Origin of the sequence: Brevibacterium sp. (assembly GCF_031179145.1) — a bacterium.
GTDB lineage: Bacteria > Actinomycetota > Actinomycetes > Actinomycetales > Brevibacteriaceae > Brevibacterium.
Genome location: NZ_JAPSIB010000034.1, coordinates 1 through 18,398 on the forward strand (window position 1 = coordinate 1; position 18,398 = coordinate 18,398).

Here is an 18,398-nt window from a genome sequence, read left to right on the forward strand (position 1 = left end):
GCAGGCCCACCTGGACCGGGCCTGGGCCCGGCACCCACAACGATTCCGGCACCGTCCCATCGCTGCCCGAGTCGAACCCACTGGCATCAATATCCCGAAAGTGTCTCAAACAAGTTGACAACTTCCGGACAGGGGGTGCCTTCGAGGCCAAGTGGGCCGCTCGATGCATTAAGTAGTGCTCTCGGGGCCAAGTGGATCGCTCGGTGTGAGGGGCATTCCGGTCAGCCCGCTCGAGGAGGCTGACCGCCCCGATCAATCGAGCTCATCACAGCTCCACCGCCGGTCTCAGCGGTTGAGGCGCTCCTTCCACGCGGCCATGATCTCCGGCGAGGTCGGCTTCGAGGCGAACGACCCGACAAGGTAGCCGATCAGGGACGCGATGAGGCCGAGGTAGATCGCCTCATTCGAGTAGATCCCGGCCACGATCATCACGACGATCGTGGTCACGGAACCCATGACCATGCCGGCCATGACGCCGACGATAGTGCCCCGTTTGAAGATCAGTCCGCCGAGGATCGGGATGAAGAGACCCGCCACCAGGAGGTTGTACGCCACGGTCAGCGCCTCGACCACGCTGGGCATGATGAGAGCCAAGATCAGGGTGACGAGGCCCAGACCGATGAGGTAGATGCGGGAGTCGCGCACCTCGTCGCCGGTCTCCCGGACCAGTGACTCCGTCAGCGCAGCCTTCTTGCCGGTGCCCTCGACCCGCAGCGACTCGCCGCCTGCATCGCCGGACGCGGCCACCGGAGTGACGACCTCCTTCTTCACCAGCAGGGGCTCGACGATGTCCTGCCGACACACGGTCGAAGCCGCCATCAGCGACCCCGAAGCCGTCGACATCATCGCGGCCAGCGCGGCGGCGAGGACGAATCCGGCCAGCACTGGGGTCATCGACGCGTCGACGACAGCGACGAAGACATCGTCGGCGACTTCCATTCCGGGCACGATCTTGGCCGCAGCCATCCCGACGAGAGCGCCGGCGACCGCATAGAACAGGCAGTACACACCCGCGGTGAATCCTCCCCAGCGGGCGACCGCGGGACTGCGGGCGGTGAACACGCGCTGCCAGATGTCCTGGCCGATGAGCAGGCCGAGCGTGTAGATGAGGATGTAACCCAGAATCGCCTGCCAGCCGATGCCGGTGACACTGGCCTGCTCCGGGGTGATGGAGGAGAACAGTTCGGTGACGCCGCCCGCCTGGCTGAGCACGATCGGCAGCATGATGAGGAAGATGCCGATCGTCTGGATGAAGAACTGCACGAAGTCGGTGAGCGTGATCGACCACATCCCGCCGAGCATCGAGTAGAGGATGACGATGCCGCCGCCGATGAGCACGGACCAGAACTTGTTGAGGTCGAACAGCGCATGGAACACAGTCGCGTAGGCGACCGTCGAGGTGGTCGAGATCATCAGGCCGTAAGCCGTCATGATTGCCCCCGACACCAGCCGCGACCCATGCCCGTAGCGCAGCTCCAGCATCTGCGAGACCGTGTAGATCTCCAGTTTCTGAATCCGCGGGGCGAACAGCAGCGAGAGGATGATGATGCCCAGACCGATGCTGAACACCAGCCACATCCCCGACAGCCCTGAGGTGTAGCCGAGGCCCACTCCGCCGATCGTCGAGGCGCCGCCGAGGACGACGGCGGACATCGTGCCGGTGTAGAGCAACGGCCCGAGGCGGCGGCCGGCGACGAGGAAGTCGTCCTGGTCCTTCGCCTTGAACCGGCCCCAGATTCCGAATCCCACCATTGCGGCGAGATAGATGATGACTACTAGAGAGTCCACTTCGACCCCTTCTTTGAGATAGTGCAGCTTCAGCGGCGAATTGCTGCAGGTCGGTTCCTGCCGCAGCCGCCGCTGCCCGTGGCAGGAGTTCAGCTGCCAGCCATGATGTGTATGACGGTGGGCACGGTACGGCCCAGAGCCTCGGCGACCGTGTTCGGCAGCCGTTCTGTCAGTTCTGATTCTGCGATCCGCACGCCTGCGCCGCCCATCGATTCCCCCAACTTCGCGAAGTCCGGCCTGTCGAGTCTGACTGCGAACGGTTCCATGTCCCGATCAACCATCTGCGCCTCGATCTCCGCGTAACCGCCGTTGTCGACGATGACGAAGGGAATGCCCAGTCCCAGCTCGGCGGCGGTCATGAGCTCCTGGATCGAGAACATCGCCGCCCCGTCGCCGAGGACGCACACGACCGGCCGGGAGGCGTCGGCGACCTTCGCCCCGATCGCGGCCGGGATCCCGTAGCCCAAGGTCGCGAAACCCGGCATGTAGAGCAGCTGGTCCGGCGTGCCAGCGTGCAGTGCGTGGACCGTTCCGTCATAGGTGACCTGGGACGAGTCCCCGGCGATGACGACGTCGCCGCCGGCGCCCTGAGCGACGAGGCGGGTGACCCGCGACCCGATGGAGCCGAAGTCGAAGTCGGCGCCCCAGGAGTCGCGGATCGCGGTGACCCGCGCCGCCCCGGTCTCCTTCGCCGAGGTGACTGCTCCACCCGAGCCGTGCGCGGTGGTCGACCCACCCGATCCCGCCGAGGTGACCGACCGGGTTCCGGGTTCGAGCTCGCTCATCAGCGCGGTGAGGAATTCCGCCGCATCGGCGCACGCCAGGATGTCCCCGCCGAGGTTCTTGCCCAGCTGGTCAGGATCGATGTCGCAGCGGATGACGACCTGAGCAGAGCCTTCGGTGCGGACGCCGTTACTGCTCTGATCGCCGATGAGGCCGCCCCACAGATCGGAGTCGGCGAGTTCGGAGCCGAGCACGATGAGAACGTCGGCCGCTGCCGACTCCGTCTGCACGCTGGGGAAGCGGACATTGGATCCCAGCGACAGCGAGTGGTCCTCGGCGACGATGCCCTTCCCGTTGGCGGTCGTCGCCACGGGAGCGTCGATGAGCTCCGCGAATGCCTTCACCTCGGCGGTTGCGCGGCGCGCCCCTCCACCTGCGACGATGAACGGGCGACTCGCCCCACGCACCGCCGCGGCCGCCTGGGCCACGACACGGGAGTCGAGCTCCGGACGCCGGGCCCGGAGAGGGCTGGGAACGCTGCCGTTCCACGCGCCCTCGAGGACGTTGAGCGGAACCTCGATGTGCACGGGACCGGGACGGGACGACGCGAACAGGGCGAACGCCTCGGCGACGGCCTGCGCCGCACCTTCGGCGGTGCGCGTGCGCTGGGAGGACACGAGCAGATGACTCAGTGCCCCGGAGGAGTCCTTCGTCTCGTGAAGCATCCCGATGTCGGCGCGTTCGAGCCCGGTGGGCACGCCGGGGGAGAGGATGAGCATCGGCCGGGACTCCGCGTAGGCGGTCGCGGCGGCGGTGATGACGTTGGTCAAGCCCGGGCCCGAGGTCGTGATGACGACCCCGGGCTTGCCGGAGAGGAGGAAGTATCCATCGGCCCCATAGCCGGCACCCTGTTCGTGGCGCGGAGTGATCGCGCGAATGCCGAATTCGGGCAGGTGTCGGTAGAACTCGAGATTGTGGGTCCCGGGGATGCCGAAGATCGTGTCGACTCCGTGCGCGGCCAGCGTCTCGACGACGGCGCGACCCCCGTTGCGGAACTCCTCACTCATCGTCAGACTCCGAGCGCTTCGCCGCTGGGGCCGGACGGGGCGGTGACGCCATTGGCGGCGGCGGCCCACAGGGACAGGATCTCGTAGCCGCAGTGCGCGGCGGCAAGACCGGTGATCTCGGCGTGGTCGTAGGCGGGGGCGACCTCGACGATCTCGGCGCCGACGACGTTGAGCCCCTGCAGTCCGCGGATCGAATTGAGCAGCTCCCGGCTCGTCATGCCGCCGGCCTCGGGAGTGCCGGTGCCGGGGGCGGCCGCCGGATCGAGGACGTCGATGTCGATCGACAGGTAGACGGGGGCGTCGCCGAGCCGCTTGCGGATCCGGGCGACGACCTCCTGGACGGACGTGAACTGGTACTCGTCGCTGCGGATGATCTGGAAGCCGAGCACCTCGTCGTCCTCGAGGTCCTTCTTCCCGTAGAGGGGTCCGCGGATGCCGACGTGCATGCAGGCCGAGAGATCGAGCAGACCCTCTTCACTGGCCCGACGGAACGGGGTGCCGTGAGTGTAGGGAGCGCCGAAGTAGGTATCCCAGGTGTCGAGGTGGGCGTCGAAGTGGAGGACCGCGATCTTCCCGTGCGTCTTGTGCAGGGACCGCAGGTTGGGCAGGGCCAGGGTGTGGTCGCCGCCGAGGGTGAGCAGCTTCGCCCCGTCGGCGCGCAACTCGTCTGCGGCAGCCTCGACCGCGGACACGGCCTCGGAGATGTCGAAGGGGTTGACGCCGAGGTCACCGCAGTCGGCGACCTGCTGCCAGGAGAACGGATGGACGTTCGTCGCCTGGTTGTAGGGACGGAGCAGCTTCGAGGACTGCCGGATGTGGGCGGGGCCGAAGCGAGCGCCGGGACGGTAGCTGACTCCGGCGTCGAAGGGAACGCCGATGATCTTCACGTCGATCTTCTCACCCGGTCGGGCGGCCTCGACCTCGTCGATGCGCGGCAGCAGCCCGAAGGTCGGCGGACCGGCGAAGCGAGGCGTCTGGCTGTAATCGGCGGGTCCCAGCGGTTGAGACGACATTGACTCTCCTTAGATGCGATTTGCACTCGTCGTGCGTTCCTTCGAGTTGTTGGCATCAGCCTAGAACTCGTTCGCCACGTCACGGATAGCCACGACGGACAATATTGAGTCCGATCTGTCCGCGCCGGATACCATGGAGTCATGGTGACTTTGGGACAGCTGTGGGGGCGCCGGGAACTCGCCCTCGACATCGTCGTCGACCCGCCGGGGGCCAGGAGTCTTGAGATCACGATCGTCCACTCCTCGGAGCTGCTCGAGGTCGATGGCTGGCTGGCCGGCGGGGAGGTGCTGCTGACGATCGGGGTCAGCCAGGATCTTGGAGCCGAATCCGTCCGTGACTACGTCGAGCGACTTCGCACAGTGGGCGTGCGCGCGCTCGGCATCGGGCTCGGGTCCGACCTGCCGCTGCAGTCGATTCCCGACCGTCTGCAGGCCGCGGCCCGGGCTGCAGGTCTGGCCCTGTTCGCGGTGCCCGAACCGGTGCCCTTCGTCGCGGTCGTCGATGCGTTCACCCGGTTGCGCGAGGAGGAGTCGAACCGGGAGCTGACGCGCGCCAGCAGCGCCGGCCGACGTTTCGCCACGGCGTTGGCCCACCGTGGACCGGCGGCCCTGATCGCCGAGCTCGCCGGCACTCTGCGCGCACCCGTGCAGTTCGTCTCGCCCACGGGCAGGGGTCTGACCGGGGCGGATGCGCCCTATGGGGTCCGCCGCGAACTCATCGCCGAATCCCTGCGTCACACCGTGGCGCCGCGGCTGCTGCGCGTCGAGGGTGGTTTCGTCGAGGCCGTGCCCGTGGGCGATGAGGAGGTGCGCGGTTGGATCCTCAGCCCCGCCGAGGTGGCCGGGAGCCCGCGCACCCGTTCCCTGCTCCTGTCGACGGCCGCGGCGCTGCTCGGCCTCGACAGATGGGCGGAGCCGCCTCGGCGCGAGGAGGTGCGGCTGTTCACCGAGCCGCTGAGCGCCGAGGAGGTGCGCCGAGAATGGGTCACGCTGACCGGCCTGGCGCCGGTCTCCCGCGCCGAGTTCGTCGTCTACGGCGATGTCCGCGGCACTGCCGCCCAGCACCTCATGGCCGACCTCTCGCCCGGAGTGGTGCTGGCGCGGGCCGGCACGATGTTGGCCGTCCTCCACGCCGGGGGAAGCCTCCAGGATGAGGGAGGCGTCAGCCTCATCGACCGGGTCGCCGAGGTCACCGGGGTGTCGCAGCTGTTCGGGCGCATGATCCCCCTGACCCGGGTGCACCACACCTGGACGGTGTGGCGGGGCCGGAACGAGGCGAGCGGATCGGATCTGCGGACCCTGCTGTCCTCCATCGACGAGGCGGCGGCGAGCGAGTTCGTCGACCGGGTGCTCGGACCCATGTTGACCTCGACGGAGGGACGGGACCTGCTGGTCACCCTGCGAGCCTTCGTCTCGGCCGGGGGAGTGCGCGACACGGTCGCGGCAGACCTCGGCATCCACCGGCACACCGTGCGGGCCCGGATGGCCAAGGTCGAGAAGCTGCTCGGCCGGGACCTCTCCCGGGCCGAGACCATCCAGGAGATCGGGATCGCCCTGGAACTCGCCGGTCTCTAGCCGAAGTGCTCGGCCCTGAAGGCTGCTGCGATGTCGAGCACCCGGTCGAGTCCGGGCTGCTCACCGATGCTGATCCGCACTCCGTGCTCGAGGTTGCGCACCGCGACCGCCTGCTCCACGCAGGCGTCCTCGAAGGCTTCCGACAGTTCACCCAGCGGCAGCCACACGAAGTTCCCCTGCGCCTGCGGCACGTCCCACCCCTGATCACGCAGAGCTTGGGCGAAGGAGTCCCGGGTGGCGGCGATTCCCGCCGCCCGCTCGAGCACCTCGTCCCAGTGCTCGAGCGAGGTCAGGGCGGCAGCCTGGCTCAGCGCGGTGACGCCGAAGGGGATGACGGCTTTGCGCAGGCCGGCGATGACCGATTCTCGGGCCACAGCGTAGCCGACGCGCAGGCCCGCCAGGCCGTGGGCTTTGGAGAAGGTGCGCAGCAGCACGACATTGGCGTGGTCGGCATAGATGTCGAGACCGCGCGCGACACCGTCGGCGTTGGCGAACTCCCAATAGGCCTCGTCGAGGCCCACGAGGATGTGGCCCGGCACCTGGGTCAGGAAGTCACGCAGCTCGCGATCGCCGAGCGCAGGTCCCGTCGGATTGTTGGGGGAGCAGAGGATGATCAGCCTGGTGCGGTCGGTGATCGCCGCCGCCATCGCCTCGAGGTCGTGAGCGCCATCTGGCCGATTGGGAACCTCGATGCGCTTGGCCCCCACCAGGCCGGTGGTCTGCGGATACATCTCGAACGACGGCCACGGATAGATCGCCTCGGTGGTGGCGTCGGAGGTGATCTGGGTGAGTGCGACGAGGAGCTCGCTGGCGCCCGCGGCGACCACGAGCTCATCGACCCCGACGCCGAGGCGGGCGGCCAGGCCCTCACGCAGGGCCACAGCCGAATCGTCAGGATACTGTCCGGGGTCCTTGGCGTGGGCGACCATCGTGTCGAGCACGTCCGGAAGCGGGTCGAGGAAGTTCTCGTTCGATGACAGCTTGTACGGAGTCAGGCCCTCCACCCGCCGAGGCGGCTTCCCCGGGATGTAGGGCGGGAACGTCTCCAGCGCGGCCCGCAGATGAGGGAACGCCGCCGGCGGGTTCGGGGACGGGGCAGAAGGTTCCGATGAAGTCATGGACTCATGATGGCACAGAGCCCGGGATCCCGAACGCGCGCTCGGCCCCTGCCGGAGCCACCGGATGTCACCAGGGTTTGTCGGGGGTCGTGCGGCCGCCTTGGCCGCCATCACCCTGCTGCTGCTGTTCGCGCTCCGACTGCTCCGCGCGCTTCTCGAGCTCTTCGCGCTTCTTCTCCTCCTCCGACTTCTGCTGATCATCCCCGGAGCCGGGCTGCTTCTTGTCCTTCTCGCCGGGGCCCTTCTTCTCATCGCCCTTGTCGCCCGGATTCTGGTCCTGCTTACCGCCGCCGGACGAGCCGTCGGACGGTTCAGCGTTCTTCTTCTCCTCGACGCGCTTCTTCGCCTCGCTGCTCTTCTGCTGCTCCTCGCTCTTGTCCGGCCGGCACTCCTTGGGAGCATCCTCCAAAGTCTGCAGCGCCTGGGCGTAGAGCTCGTCGGACTTCTTCGCATCCTCAGTGGCGATCTCGTCGGCGAGCTTCTCGTAGACATAGGAGAGGTTGACGCGCACGGCGCACTCGTCCCGGGTGGGTGCGATCTTCAGGGCGGTTTCAAGATCCGTCCGCGCGGGCTCGAAGTCGCCGACGGCCGCCTCGGCGGTGCCCCTGTTGAAGTAGCCGATGTGACGCTCGAACGGGCTCAGCGCCAAGAACGCCGTCGACGCCTTCTTCGCTCCCGGGAAGTCGTTCGACTCATACCTCACCTGCGAGGCCGCCCCGAAGTACACGGTCACCGCGGTGTACATGAAGACGAGGAGAAGGACGTCGCCGACGATGAGATTGACCCGGGTGAGAGTGCGCAGGCGCTGCCAGGATCGGCGGAGCTTCACGATGCTCGGGATCATGACCGACCCCCGGCCAAGCGGCTCTGGGGCCGCAGACTGCGGAGGCGGATCAGCTCCCGGACTCCGAAGACCATCTCGACGACGATCCAGCCGAAGACGAGGATGAGCGGAACCCAGAAGTACTCGTCGACGGTGATGCGGCCGTCCTTCTTGACCAGAGTCTGCTCGTACTTCGGTGCCGTGTAGGCACTCGCGATGTCCGTCTGCCCGTCCCGATGATGGTAGCCGACGCCGAGGTCGGAGGCGATGGACTTGAGGTTGGACTCATCGATCGTCGAGATCCCCGGATTGCCCTGCGCATCCCTGACGTAGTCGTCACCGGCGCCCAGACCGCTCTCCTGACCGGGAGCCTGGCCGCTCTCCTGACCGGGAGCCTGGTCATAGCCGAAGGGCCTGGGCTCCTTCATCTTTCCACCTTGCGCGGTGCCGTAGCCGAACACGGCTCCCTCGTCGATGCGCGGGGCCAACGACGCCCAGGAGTCGGGGGCACGGTCGATCGTCTGCTCTCCGTCGCCGAAGTAGAAGACCACGGTCTTGTTGTCCGGGCGGTCCTCCTGATTGGATTTCATGCGCTTGTCGAGTTCGGCGCCGGCCTCAGTGATCGAAGAACCGTTCGAGTTCAGCGACATCTCCGGGCTGAGGACGTCCACGGCGGAGGCGAACGCGGCATGGTCTGTCGTCAGCGGCATGGCCGTCGAAGCGGTCGAGGCGAACGTGATGATCGAGAGGCGGGTGCCGGGGAACTGCTTCGCCAGGGCGAGCATGTCCTTCTTCACACCGTCGAGCCGCGGCTTGCCTTCGTCATAGTCCTCGGCCGCCATCGAGGTCGTGGTGTCGACGACGAAGTAGACGTCGGCCGCGGTCTCGTACTCCTCGGTCGTCGACTTCACCGGGATGCCGGGGCGGGCGAGGGCGAGGGCGAGGACTGCGACGACTCCCATCCGGGCGAACCAGCGCCACCGCGGTCCGTCGCCGCGAACGCAGGGGATGATGCACAGGGTGAGAAGGGCAGCGACGACGAACACGAGGCCGAACCAGCCGAAGAGCGGATTGAACGTCATGATCTCACCCTCCACGCGAGGACGAAGACGGCGGCCAGGGCGAAGACCGCGATGGTCAGCGGTGCCGCCGGAGTGTCATGGACGATCGTGTAGGAGCGACCCGGGGTGCGCTGGGCCTCCTGGCTCTGGATCTCGGCCACGATGTCGTCGATCGTTGCGGCCGAGCCGAGGTCGAACTGCTTGCCCCCGGTGCGGTCGGAGACGGATTGGAGCTCCTGGGTCTGAGGCGTGGTGAGGATGCTCGGCGGGGAGAGACTGTAGACCCGGATGTCGGATTCGACGGCGATGTCCGTCGCCTGAGTGAGCTCGAAGAGGGGATCGCCGGCGAGCATGTTGTCGGTGGCGAACACGATCGACCGGGAGCGCTTCTCGTCCTGACGGTCGAAGTTGTCGATGCAGGAGACGAGGCCGTCGCCGATGAGCGAGGAGCCGTCGATGTTCGGAGGTGCGGTCGACCACGAGTAGTCGGTGCCCTCTGTGCCCCAGGAGCGGAAGCCCTCCTCGGCGTCCTTGAGATAGGTCTCGACCATGTCGTAGTCGTCGGTGAGCGGAAACGCCGAGACCGCGGTCGAATTGAACACGGTCATTCCGATGCGCTCCCCGTCAAAGCGTTCGACGAGTTCCTGATAGGCCTGGAGCAGGTCGGCGTCGTATCCGAGCATCGACCCGGAGACGTCGAGGCAGAGCATCACGTCGCGCAGCTTCCGCTCGGGATTGACGGTCTCGATCCAGGCCGGCCGGGCGATGCCAGCCAGCGTCGAGATCCCCGTGATCACGATGACGGCGAGGAACGCGAACGTCGTGAGCAGGCGGGTGCGCATGGTCCGGCGGAAGCTCGGCAGGCTCGTGATCCGCCCGCTGTGCGCGACGGGCAGGGAGGATTCACCCGGGCGGGGGCGGCGGAAGACGAACACGGCGACGGCGGCGAGGACGAGGAGGAGGGCGGCCAGCCACCAGAGCATCAGGACCATCTCGTCACCAGCCTCCTGGCACCGGCGATCTGCGCGCCGAGATCCTCGGCCTCGTCCTCGGCGAACTCGGCCCGGTAGAGACCGGCCAGGGATTCGGCGAGATCGTCGAGTCCGGCGACCGCGGCATCGCGGTAGGTGAGATGCTCGGCCTTGACGCCCCAGGCGTCACCCGCGAACTCGCGCACGATCTTCGCCAGGTCCCGGGCCGAGGTCCGCACGTCGGCGTCGCCGCGCGCCAGCTTCGACTCCACCTCGGCGATGCGGTTCATGTACGTGCTGCGCACGGGGATCGGGATCCGCGGCCGGTTCTTGACCTGGGACCCGGCGGCCGCGCGCAGCAGCGGCGCGAACAGGTTGAGGAAGGCGGCCAACAGGATCGCGGCGGCGGCGACATACCACCAGACCGAGATCTGCAGCGGCCCGATCAGCTCAGCGGGGCCCACGGCGATGCCTCAGCAGAAGGGTGTGGAGACTGCCCAGAGCCTGATCCGGGTGGGAGACCTCGGTGTGCGCGATCCCGAGCTTGGCGAGCAGGTCGATCCGGAACTGCCGTCTGCCCGCCTCGGCGGCCTGGTACTCAGCGCGCACCCGGGGGTTGGTCATGACGGAGGTGGGCAGGCCGATGCCGGGCCTGGAAACGTCGAAGGGCGCCGAGGCGGCGCTCAGTCCCGCGAGGTCCGCGTCGGTGATCGTGATCCACAGGACTTCGTGCTGGGCGCGCAGGCGTCTGATCGTCGCCTCCTCCACCGGACCGAGCGGAGCCTGGTCGGAGATGACGACGATGAGCATCCGCTGATTGACGTGGGCGGCGATCCACTGCAGCTGCTCATTGATCGAGCCCTCGACCTGGCTGCCCTGCTCGGCCAGGATCTGCTGGAGCAGGCTCTCCAGGTGCGCTTCGCTGCCCTTGCGGCGTGAGGCGATCGTGCGGGAGGCATCGCCGTGGACGAGCATGACGTCGTCGCCGTGGCGCACCGCCAGGTACCCGGTCATCCCGGCCAGGAGGATTGCCAGCTGACGCTTGTCCGCGCCGGCCGAGGTCACCGCGTCGAAGTTCCGCGAGGAGTCGACGACGAGGGCGAGGATGTGCCGTCGATGCGCGACGTAGCGCTTGACCAGCGGCTCGGAATGGCGCGCCGTGGCCTTCCAGTCGATGTCGCGGATCTCATCGCCCGGGATGTAGTCGCGCAGATCGTCGAAGTCGAGGCTCTGACCATGGAAGACCGACGAGTAGTCGCCGTCGAGGAGCCGCCGGGTGCGCCGGTGGGCGTGGATGGTCATCCGCGCCTTGATCCGATTGAGCAGTGCTGTCATGACGGAGACCGATCAGGGGGTGGGCACAGCCATCAGGAGGGCATCGACGACCTGCGCGCTCGTGATGTTCTCGGCGGCGGCTTCGAAATTGAGCTGGATCCGGTGGGCCAGCACCCGGTGGGCGAGGTCCTTGATGTCCTCGGGGATGACGTAGTTGCGGCCGCGGATCATCGCCAGCGCCCGGCCGGCGTCGGTGAAGGCGATGGAGGCGCGGGGGCTGGCCCCGTATTCGATGAACGGCGCCAGACGGCCGAGGTACTTGCCCGTGTTGCGGGTTCCATGGACGAGTTCGACGAGGTAGCGGCTGATCGCCGGGTCGATGTAGATGGTGCGGGCGTAACGCTGCATCGTCAGCACGTCGTCGAGGTCGCAGGTGGGCTCCGGGGTCGCCTCGCGATCGTAGACGCCCGAGTCGAGGCGCTTGAGAATCTCGAGCTCTTCGCCCGGGTTGGGGTGGGTGAGGAGGTCCTTGATCATGAACCGGTCGAGCTGGGCCTCGGGCAGCTGGTAGGTGCCCTCCTGCTCGATCGGGTTCTGGGTCGCCATGACGAGGAACGGGCGCGGCAGGTCGAAGCGGCGTCCGCCGATCGTCGTCTGCCTCTCCTGCATCGCCTCGAGCATCGCGCTCTGCGTCTTCGCGGAGGAGCGGTTGATCTCATCGAGGAGGACGATGTTGGCGTGGACCGGCCCGAGCACCGTGTTGAAGGAGCCCTCCCTGGCGTTGTAGATCTGCGAGCCGATGATGTCGGCGGGCAGGAGATCGGGGGTGCACTGGATCCGGGAGAACTTCCCGCTCACGGCATTGGCCAGGGCCGCAGCAGCTGTGGTCTTGGCCAGGCCGGGCACGCTCTCGAGGAGGAGGTGGCCGTTGGAGACGAGTCCGATGAGCAGGCTCTCCCGCAGACGCTGCTGCCCGACGACGAAGCGGTCCAGGTAGGACTCCAGGCCGCTGAGAATCGATTGGGCGTGAGCAATCTCTTGAGTGTTGGCGGGCGCCGATGCCGTCATGGGGGACCTCTCGAATCGCAGGCTGGCTGTCCCATCAAGCATATTGGCAGACCCTGACACCGAACTGGACGATCTCGTGTCAGTACCGACACATAGGGTGGTCGGACACGACACGCCGAGGCGGTCGGACGACACGCTGCACACAGGGAAGAAATTTCGCTGTGGACAGCGGTGGACAGAGGGGGTGATTTCTGTGGCGGATCCGACATCGGTCGGCGGAGTTCCCCGTGTCCTCGCAGGTGAACGAATCACACCGGTGTTGTTCACAGCCTGTGGACGATTGTGGATGGTCCGGACACACCCTGTGGATGAGCCGAATAACAGTGGTGTAACACTGGATATAGGGGTAGAGTCGTACCCGAACACAACATCTAGTGGTCACGGTCGGTTGAGATCCGCGAGATCTCGGGCGAGGCGCAGCCTCTGCCGCCGGCCCGCGCAGCACCACGGACAGCAGTAGTCGCAGACAGAAACGAGGAGTCGTCATGATCACCGTGTACACCAAGCCAGCTTGCGTCCAGTGCAACGCCACCTACCGCGCGCTCGATGCCAAGGGGCTGAAGTACAAGTCGGTCGATCTCAGCGTCGATGAGAACGCCCTGGACGTCGTCAAGGCGATGGGTTACATGCAGGCTCCGGTCGTCGTGACCGACAACGACCACTGGTCAGGTTTCCGCCCGGACAAGATCGCGGCCCTGGCCGGAGAACAGGCGACGGTTTCCGTCGTGGCATGAGATGCTGCTTGTCTACTATTCCAGCAGCTCCGGATACACTCACCGCTTCGTCGGCAAGCTCCGGCACCCGTCCCTGCGGCTGCCGATCCTGACGAAGGACGAGACACTGAGGATCGAAGAGCCGTTCGTCCTCGTGACTCCCACCTACGGGGCCGGCCCCAACCGCGGGGCCGTGCCCAAGCAGGTGATCAAATTCCTCAACATCGAATCCAATCGCCGGCACCTCATGGGTGTGATCGGCGCCGGAAACACCAACTTCGGCGAAGAATATTGCCGCGCGGCTCACAGAGTGGCCGCGAAATGCCATGTACCTGTGCTTTACCGTGTGGAACTCCTCGGGACTCCGGAGGACGTAGAAGCAGTCAACCTAGGATTGGACAAACTGTGCGCGAGCTCGCTGAAGACCGCAATGTAGAAGACATCATCCGCGAAGAGACGGACCTCGACTACCACGCGCTCAACGCCATGCTGAATCTCTATGATGCCGATGGGCGGATCCAGTTCGAGCGCGACAAGCAGGCTGCCCGGCAGTACTTCCTCCAGCACGTCAACACGAACACCGTCTTCTTCCACGATCTCAAGGAGAAGCTCGACTACCTCGTCGAGAAGGACTACTACGAGCCCGAGGTCCTCGAGCAGTACTCGTTCGAGTTCGTCGAGAGTCTGTCCAAGCATGCGTACTCGAAGAAGTTCCGGTTCCAGACCTTCCTCGGCGCCTTCAAGTTCTACACCTCCTACACGCTGAAGACCTTCGACGGAAAGCGCTACCTCGAGCGCTTCGAAGATCGCGTCGTCATGGTCGCGCTGTTCCTGGCCCGTGGCGATGAGACGCTGGCGACGGAGCTCGTCGACGAGATCATCTCGGGACGCTTCCAGCCTGCGACCCCGACTTTCCTCAATGCCGGAAAGAAGCAGCGCGGAGAGCTCGTCTCCTGCTTCCTCCTGCGCATCGAGGACAACATGGAGTCCATCGGCCGCTCGATCAACTCCGCCCTGCAGCTGTCCAAGCGCGGTGGCGGCGTGGCGTTCTGCCTGACGAACATCCGTGAGGCGGGCGCCCCGATCAAGAAGATCGAGAACCAGTCCTCCGGCGTCATCCCGGTGATGAAGCTGCTCGAGGACTCCTTCTCCTATGCCAACCAGCTCGGTGCGCGTCAGGGTGCCGGCGCGGTCTACATCCACGCCCACCACCCCGACATCTACCGCTTCCTCGACACCAAGCGGGAGAACGCCGACGAGAAGATCCGGATCAAGACCCTGTCCCTGGGCGTTGTCATCCCGGACATCACCTTCGAACTGGCCAAGCGCAACGAGGACATGTACCTCTTCAGCCCCTATGACGTCGAACGCGTCTACGGGATGCCCTTCTCCGACATCAACGTCACGGAGAAGTACGAGGAGATGGTCGACAACGCCTCCATCCGGAAGCAGAAGATCAGCGCCCGTGAGTTCTTCCAGACTCTCGCGGAGATCCAGTTCGAATCCGGCTACCCCTACATCATGTTCGAGGACACGGTGAACCGGGCGAACCCGATCGACGGCAAGATCATCATGTCCAACCTGTGCTCCGAGATCCTCCAGGTCTCCGAGCCCAGCCAGTACGACGCCGACCTCGGCTACGAGGTCATCGGCAAGGACATCTCCTGCAACCTCGGTTCGCTCAACATCGCCCTGACGATGGACTCGGAGAACTTCGGCAAGACGGTCGAGACCGCGATCCGGGGCCTGACCGCCGTGGCAGAGACCTCCGACATCCAGTCGGTGCCCTCGATCGCCCGCGGCAACGACATGTCGCATGCGATCGGTCTGGGTCAGATGAACCTCCACGGCTACCTTGCCCGTGAGCGCATCTACTACGGTTCCGACGAGGGTCTCGACTTCACGAATATGTACTTCTACACCGTCGCCTACCACTGTGTGCGGGCGTCGATGGAGATCGCGAAGGAGCGCGGCACGACCTTCGCGGGCTTCGAGAAGTCGAAGTACGCGACGGGGGAGTACTTCGACAAGTACACCGACGAGGCATGGGAGCCGCGCACCGGTCGGGTGGCGCAGCTGTTCGCCGAGGCGGGTGTGCACATCCCGACGCAGGACGATTGGCGCGAACTCAAGGCTCAAGTCGCCGAGCACGGGATCTACAACCAGAACCTGCAGGCGGTGCCGCCGACCGGTTCGATCTCCTACATCAACAACTCGACCTCGTCGATCCACCCCGTCGCATCGAAGATCGAGATTCGCAAGGAGGGCAAGATCGGGCGCGTGTACTACCCGGCGCCCTTCATGGACAACGACAATCTCGAGTACTACCAGGACGCCTACGAGATCGGCTACGAGAAGATCATCGACACGTACGCCGAGGCCACGAAGCACGTGGACCAGGGCCTGTCCCTAACCCTGTTCTTCATGGACACGGCGACGACCCGTGACATCAACAAGGCGCAGATCTACGCGTGGCGCAAGGGCATCAAGACGATCTACTACATCCGCCTGCGGCAACTGGCCCTGCAGGGGACCGAGGTCGACGGCTGCGTGTCCTGCATGCTGTGATGTGAAGGCGTGGCGGGCCGGTTGCGACCGGTCCGCCACGACATATCCGCACCGTCAGTGGCGATGTGAGAGATTCGAACAGGGTGACGGCGGCCGATGCGGCCGCCGAATGTGAGCTGGGAAGAGAGCTAAACGTGGAGAACCTGACTTTGGCGTCGCATGTCGACGCCATCAACTGGAACCGGGTCATCGATCCCGTCGATGACGATGTGTGGGACCGTCTGACGGGGAATTTCTGGCTTCCGGAGAAAGTGCCGCTGAGCAACGACGTGCCATCGTGGGCGACCCTGACGGAACAGGAGAAGACGCTGACGATGCGTGTCTTCACGGGCCTGACCCTGCTCGACACGATCCAGGGCACCGTCGGGGCGATCTCGCTCATCCCCGACGCCGTCACCCCGCATGAAGAGGCGGTGCTGACGAACATCGCCTTCATGGAGAGCGTGCACGCGAAGTCGTATTCGTCGATCTTCTCGACCCTGTGCTCGACGAAGGAGATCGACGAGGCCTTCCGCTGGTCGCGGGAGAACACGTACCTGCAGTCGAAGGCCGACATCATCCTCAGTTACTACCGGGGTGACGATCCGCTCAAGCGCAAAGTCGCCTCGACCCTGCTCGAGTCGTTCCTCTTCTACTCCGGCTTCTACCTCCCGATGTACTGGTCGGCCCATGCGAAGCTGACGAACACCGCCGACCTCATCCGCCTGATCATCCGGGACGAGGCGGTTCACGGCTACTACATCGGCTACAAGTACCAGAGGGGCTTGGAGTCGCAGTCCGAGGAGCGCAAGCAGGAGCTCAAGGACTACACGATGAATTTGATGTTCGAGCTCTACGAGAACGAGGTCGCCTACACCCACGACCTCTACGACTCGGTGGGGCTGGCGGAGGACTGCAAGAAGTTCCTCCACTACAACGCCAACAAGGCGCTGATGAACCTCGGCTACGAGGCGATGTTCCCCAAGGAGCTCACCGACGTCAATCCCGCGATTCTGGCCGCACTCTCGCCGAACAGCGACGAGAATCATGACTTCTTCTCGGGGTCGGGTTCGTCCTATGTCATCGGCAAGGCCGAGAACACCGAGGATGAGGACTGGGACTTCTGATGTTGCCGTCTCGTCGATTCTATGGAGCCGACCACTAGTTTCCCATGAGCGAAAACTCAAGGGGATGAAAGAAAGCTCGCCCCCGACTGCAATCGGAGGCGAGCCAAGCCCGAGACGCTTCACATGCGTGACGGAGGTGACCGCTAAGTCCTCCCAAGCGTATCTCACCTTGAGGCCCGAACGCGACCTCAGGGGAGTGAATGAGGCGTCCGTAACACGCGGTCTACCGCGTAGATTGGATGTTCAAATTGACAACTGTCAGGGAGTATTTTCAGATCGGGACCGAGGTCGAATTCGAGGACGTGCACATCGACTCGGACAATCGAATCTATCTCGATCTTCACGCAGTTCGGCTGAACCAGGGACCTGAACCGTTCAGGAGCCAAGCTCTAGAGTCTGCAGACACCTTTCTAGGTGAGCTCGCGGCGGCTGTTCTCAGTGGTGATCCTGTCCGAGTGAACCGTTCAAGTGAGCTGCTTTGCAATTTTCGAGAGCCATGGCAAACCCGCATGGGGATGTCTCACGAAGGCTTTCGCGGGCACGGCGGAGCCCAGTGGACAGGCGGAGCGGTCCTGGATGCGATGACGACGAATGCGGAGGCTTTGGTTCGGGTTGGAGTGCTGAAGCACTTGGAGCAACTGCCGCTCTTTGTGGACGGAGTCGGGAACGACATCTGTTCCGATCTCACCGCAAGAGTCATTATGGACGCATTGCTGGATTTCACCGAATGTCAGATGCACATTCACTCCGGACTGAGAATCGAGACCGAGATGACTGACATCAGAACTTGGGATGCCAATTTCCAGAGGTGGAAGTCGAGACGGTTGCAACTCCCGGCCCCAGGCGGACATCCACTGGTACTGGTGCCCAGCGGATGGGCCAGGGCGAATCCGTTGATGACTGCACGTCGGTTTCACGGGGTAGCAGTGCTGGGGCACGTCCAAGAATCGGAAGCAAGGATCGATCCGAAGACCGGCCGGCTAATGACGATATCCAAGGAAGTGCTCAAGAAGCGTTCCGACCTCGCCGACATCAGGGATGCGAACATTCGAGTGACCCTTGAAGCGCTCTCTCACAACAAGTTCTTGCTGAAGTCGTTCGAAGCCTACTTGGCGGAATGGTTTCGCATGCAGGACAACGTCGCCGCCTGATTGAGAAATTGGGCGGAAGCAGATTCGCCCAACTTTGGCACACTCGAGGAGTGCAAGCTCGAAATTTGGTGGGACCAGCGTCGGGACGTTAGGCCGGTGTATACGTTTAGCTTCGCGGCGCTGGTCCTCGCTAGGAGCTCATCCCGGCGCCATCAGCCGACTGCCGTCGAGCGCGTGTCTGAACCACCGGTAGTGCACCTCGGGAGTGTCGCTGTCGACGTTGGGGGCTCCCCGTCCCTGCCGGATGTCAGAGCCGGCAACGGTGCGCATTTCGACGGAGAACCGAGCCAGATCGGTGCGATTGGGGACACTGCGGTGCAGGTGTGCGGCCGAGAAGCACAGCAAGTCGCCGGGCTCGATCACCACGGGCAGTCCTTC

17 protein-coding genes are annotated in these 18,398 nt (G+C 65.2%); 6 read left to right on the forward strand and 11 right to left on the reverse strand.

Features of this window, described 5'->3' with window-relative positions:
• Positions 1 to 285 precede the first annotated feature (285 nt).
• The 3 genes from RIT73_RS16655 to speB form a co-directional block, all read right to left on the reverse strand.
• Positions 286 to 1,788, reverse strand: coding sequence for a sodium:solute symporter (locus RIT73_RS16655; RefSeq protein ID WP_309133224.1), 1,503 nt, complete (start codon positions 1,786 to 1,788; stop codon positions 286 to 288).
• Between the two features lie 89 nt (positions 1,789 to 1,877).
• Positions 1,878 to 3,578 carry a thiamine pyrophosphate-binding protein gene (locus RIT73_RS16660; RefSeq protein WP_309133225.1) on the reverse strand — a complete coding sequence of 567 codons (1,701 nt, stop codon included), beginning with the start codon at positions 3,576 to 3,578 and terminating at the stop codon, positions 1,878 to 1,880.
• A gap of 2 nt (positions 3,579 to 3,580) precedes the next feature.
• Entirely contained in the window at positions 3,581 to 4,591 is a 1,011-nt protein-coding gene (speB, locus tag RIT73_RS16665; RefSeq protein WP_309133226.1) for an agmatinase, read from the reverse strand.
• Between the two features lie 141 nt (positions 4,592 to 4,732).
• Between speB and RIT73_RS16670 the strand changes: the two genes are divergently transcribed.
• Positions 4,733 to 6,166: a PucR family transcriptional regulator ligand-binding domain-containing protein gene (locus RIT73_RS16670; RefSeq protein WP_309133227.1), complete on the forward strand. Its 1,434-nt coding sequence runs from the start codon at positions 4,733 to 4,735 to the stop codon at positions 6,164 to 6,166.
• Here the strand turns inward: RIT73_RS16670 and RIT73_RS16675 are convergent.
• From RIT73_RS16675 to RIT73_RS16705, 7 genes are all read right to left on the reverse strand, one after another.
• On the reverse strand, positions 6,163 to 7,284 hold the full coding sequence (locus RIT73_RS16675; RefSeq protein WP_309133228.1) for a histidinol-phosphate transaminase: 1,122 nt from the start codon (positions 7,282 to 7,284) through the stop codon (positions 6,163 to 6,165). The two genes, RIT73_RS16670 and RIT73_RS16675, sit on opposite strands and share 4 nt — an antisense overlap.
• Positions 7,285 to 7,351: 67 nt before the next feature.
• Positions 7,352 to 8,128, reverse strand: coding sequence for a hypothetical protein (locus tag RIT73_RS16680; RefSeq protein ID WP_309133229.1), 777 nt, complete (start codon positions 8,126 to 8,128; stop codon positions 7,352 to 7,354).
• Positions 8,125 to 9,189, reverse strand: a complete 1,065-nt coding sequence (locus RIT73_RS16685) for a VWA domain-containing protein (RefSeq protein WP_309133230.1) — start codon at positions 9,187 to 9,189, stop codon at positions 8,125 to 8,127. The genes RIT73_RS16680 and RIT73_RS16685 overlap by 4 nt, the downstream gene beginning before the upstream one ends.
• Entirely contained in the window at positions 9,186 to 10,160 is a 975-nt protein-coding gene (locus tag RIT73_RS16690) for a VWA domain-containing protein (protein WP_309133231.1), read from the reverse strand. The genes RIT73_RS16685 and RIT73_RS16690 overlap by 4 nt, the downstream gene beginning before the upstream one ends.
• Positions 10,151 to 10,603 (reverse strand): hypothetical protein, encoded by a 453-nt coding sequence (locus tag RIT73_RS16695; protein ID WP_309133232.1) that lies wholly within the window; start codon positions 10,601 to 10,603, stop codon positions 10,151 to 10,153. The genes RIT73_RS16690 and RIT73_RS16695 overlap by 10 nt, the downstream gene beginning before the upstream one ends.
• Positions 10,590 to 11,474, reverse strand: a complete 885-nt coding sequence (locus RIT73_RS16700) for a DUF58 domain-containing protein (RefSeq protein WP_309133233.1) — start codon at positions 11,472 to 11,474, stop codon at positions 10,590 to 10,592. The genes RIT73_RS16695 and RIT73_RS16700 overlap by 14 nt, the downstream gene beginning before the upstream one ends.
• A 12-nt stretch (positions 11,475 to 11,486) precedes the next feature.
• Positions 11,487 to 12,482, reverse strand: coding sequence for a MoxR family ATPase (locus RIT73_RS16705; protein ID WP_309133234.1), 996 nt, complete (start codon positions 12,480 to 12,482; stop codon positions 11,487 to 11,489).
• Positions 12,483 to 12,967: 485 nt separating this feature from the next.
• On the opposite strand from RIT73_RS16705, the gene nrdH reads away from it, so the two are divergent.
• The 5 genes from nrdH (at position 12,968) to RIT73_RS16730 (ending at position 18,020) form a co-directional block, all read left to right on the forward strand.
• On the forward strand, positions 12,968 to 13,216 hold the full coding sequence (gene nrdH, locus RIT73_RS16710) for a glutaredoxin-like protein NrdH (protein ID WP_113902543.1): 249 nt from the start codon (positions 12,968 to 12,970) through the stop codon (positions 13,214 to 13,216).
• Between the two features lies 1 nt (position 13,217).
• Positions 13,218 to 13,631: a class Ib ribonucleoside-diphosphate reductase assembly flavoprotein NrdI gene (gene nrdI, locus RIT73_RS16715; protein ID WP_309133235.1), complete on the forward strand. Its 414-nt coding sequence runs from the start codon at positions 13,218 to 13,220 to the stop codon at positions 13,629 to 13,631.
• A 5-nt stretch (positions 13,632 to 13,636) separates the two neighbouring features.
• On the forward strand, positions 13,637 to 15,763 hold the full coding sequence (gene nrdE, locus RIT73_RS16720; protein WP_309133239.1) for a class 1b ribonucleoside-diphosphate reductase subunit alpha: 2,127 nt from the start codon (positions 13,637 to 13,639) through the stop codon (positions 15,761 to 15,763).
• Between the two features lie 134 nt (positions 15,764 to 15,897).
• Positions 15,898 to 16,869, forward strand: coding sequence for a class 1b ribonucleoside-diphosphate reductase subunit beta (nrdF, locus tag RIT73_RS16725; protein ID WP_309133236.1), 972 nt, complete (start codon positions 15,898 to 15,900; stop codon positions 16,867 to 16,869).
• A 239-nt stretch (positions 16,870 to 17,108) separates the two neighbouring features.
• Complete coding sequence (locus RIT73_RS16730) at positions 17,109 to 18,020, forward strand: hypothetical protein (RefSeq protein WP_309133237.1); 912 nt, start codon at positions 17,109 to 17,111, stop codon at positions 18,018 to 18,020.
• Between the two features lie 138 nt (positions 18,021 to 18,158).
• Here RIT73_RS16730 and RIT73_RS16735 read toward each other — a convergent pair.
• Positions 18,159 to 18,398, reverse strand: a 240-nt coding sequence (locus tag RIT73_RS16735) for a hypothetical protein (protein WP_309133238.1), incomplete at its 5' end; no start/stop codon positions are given.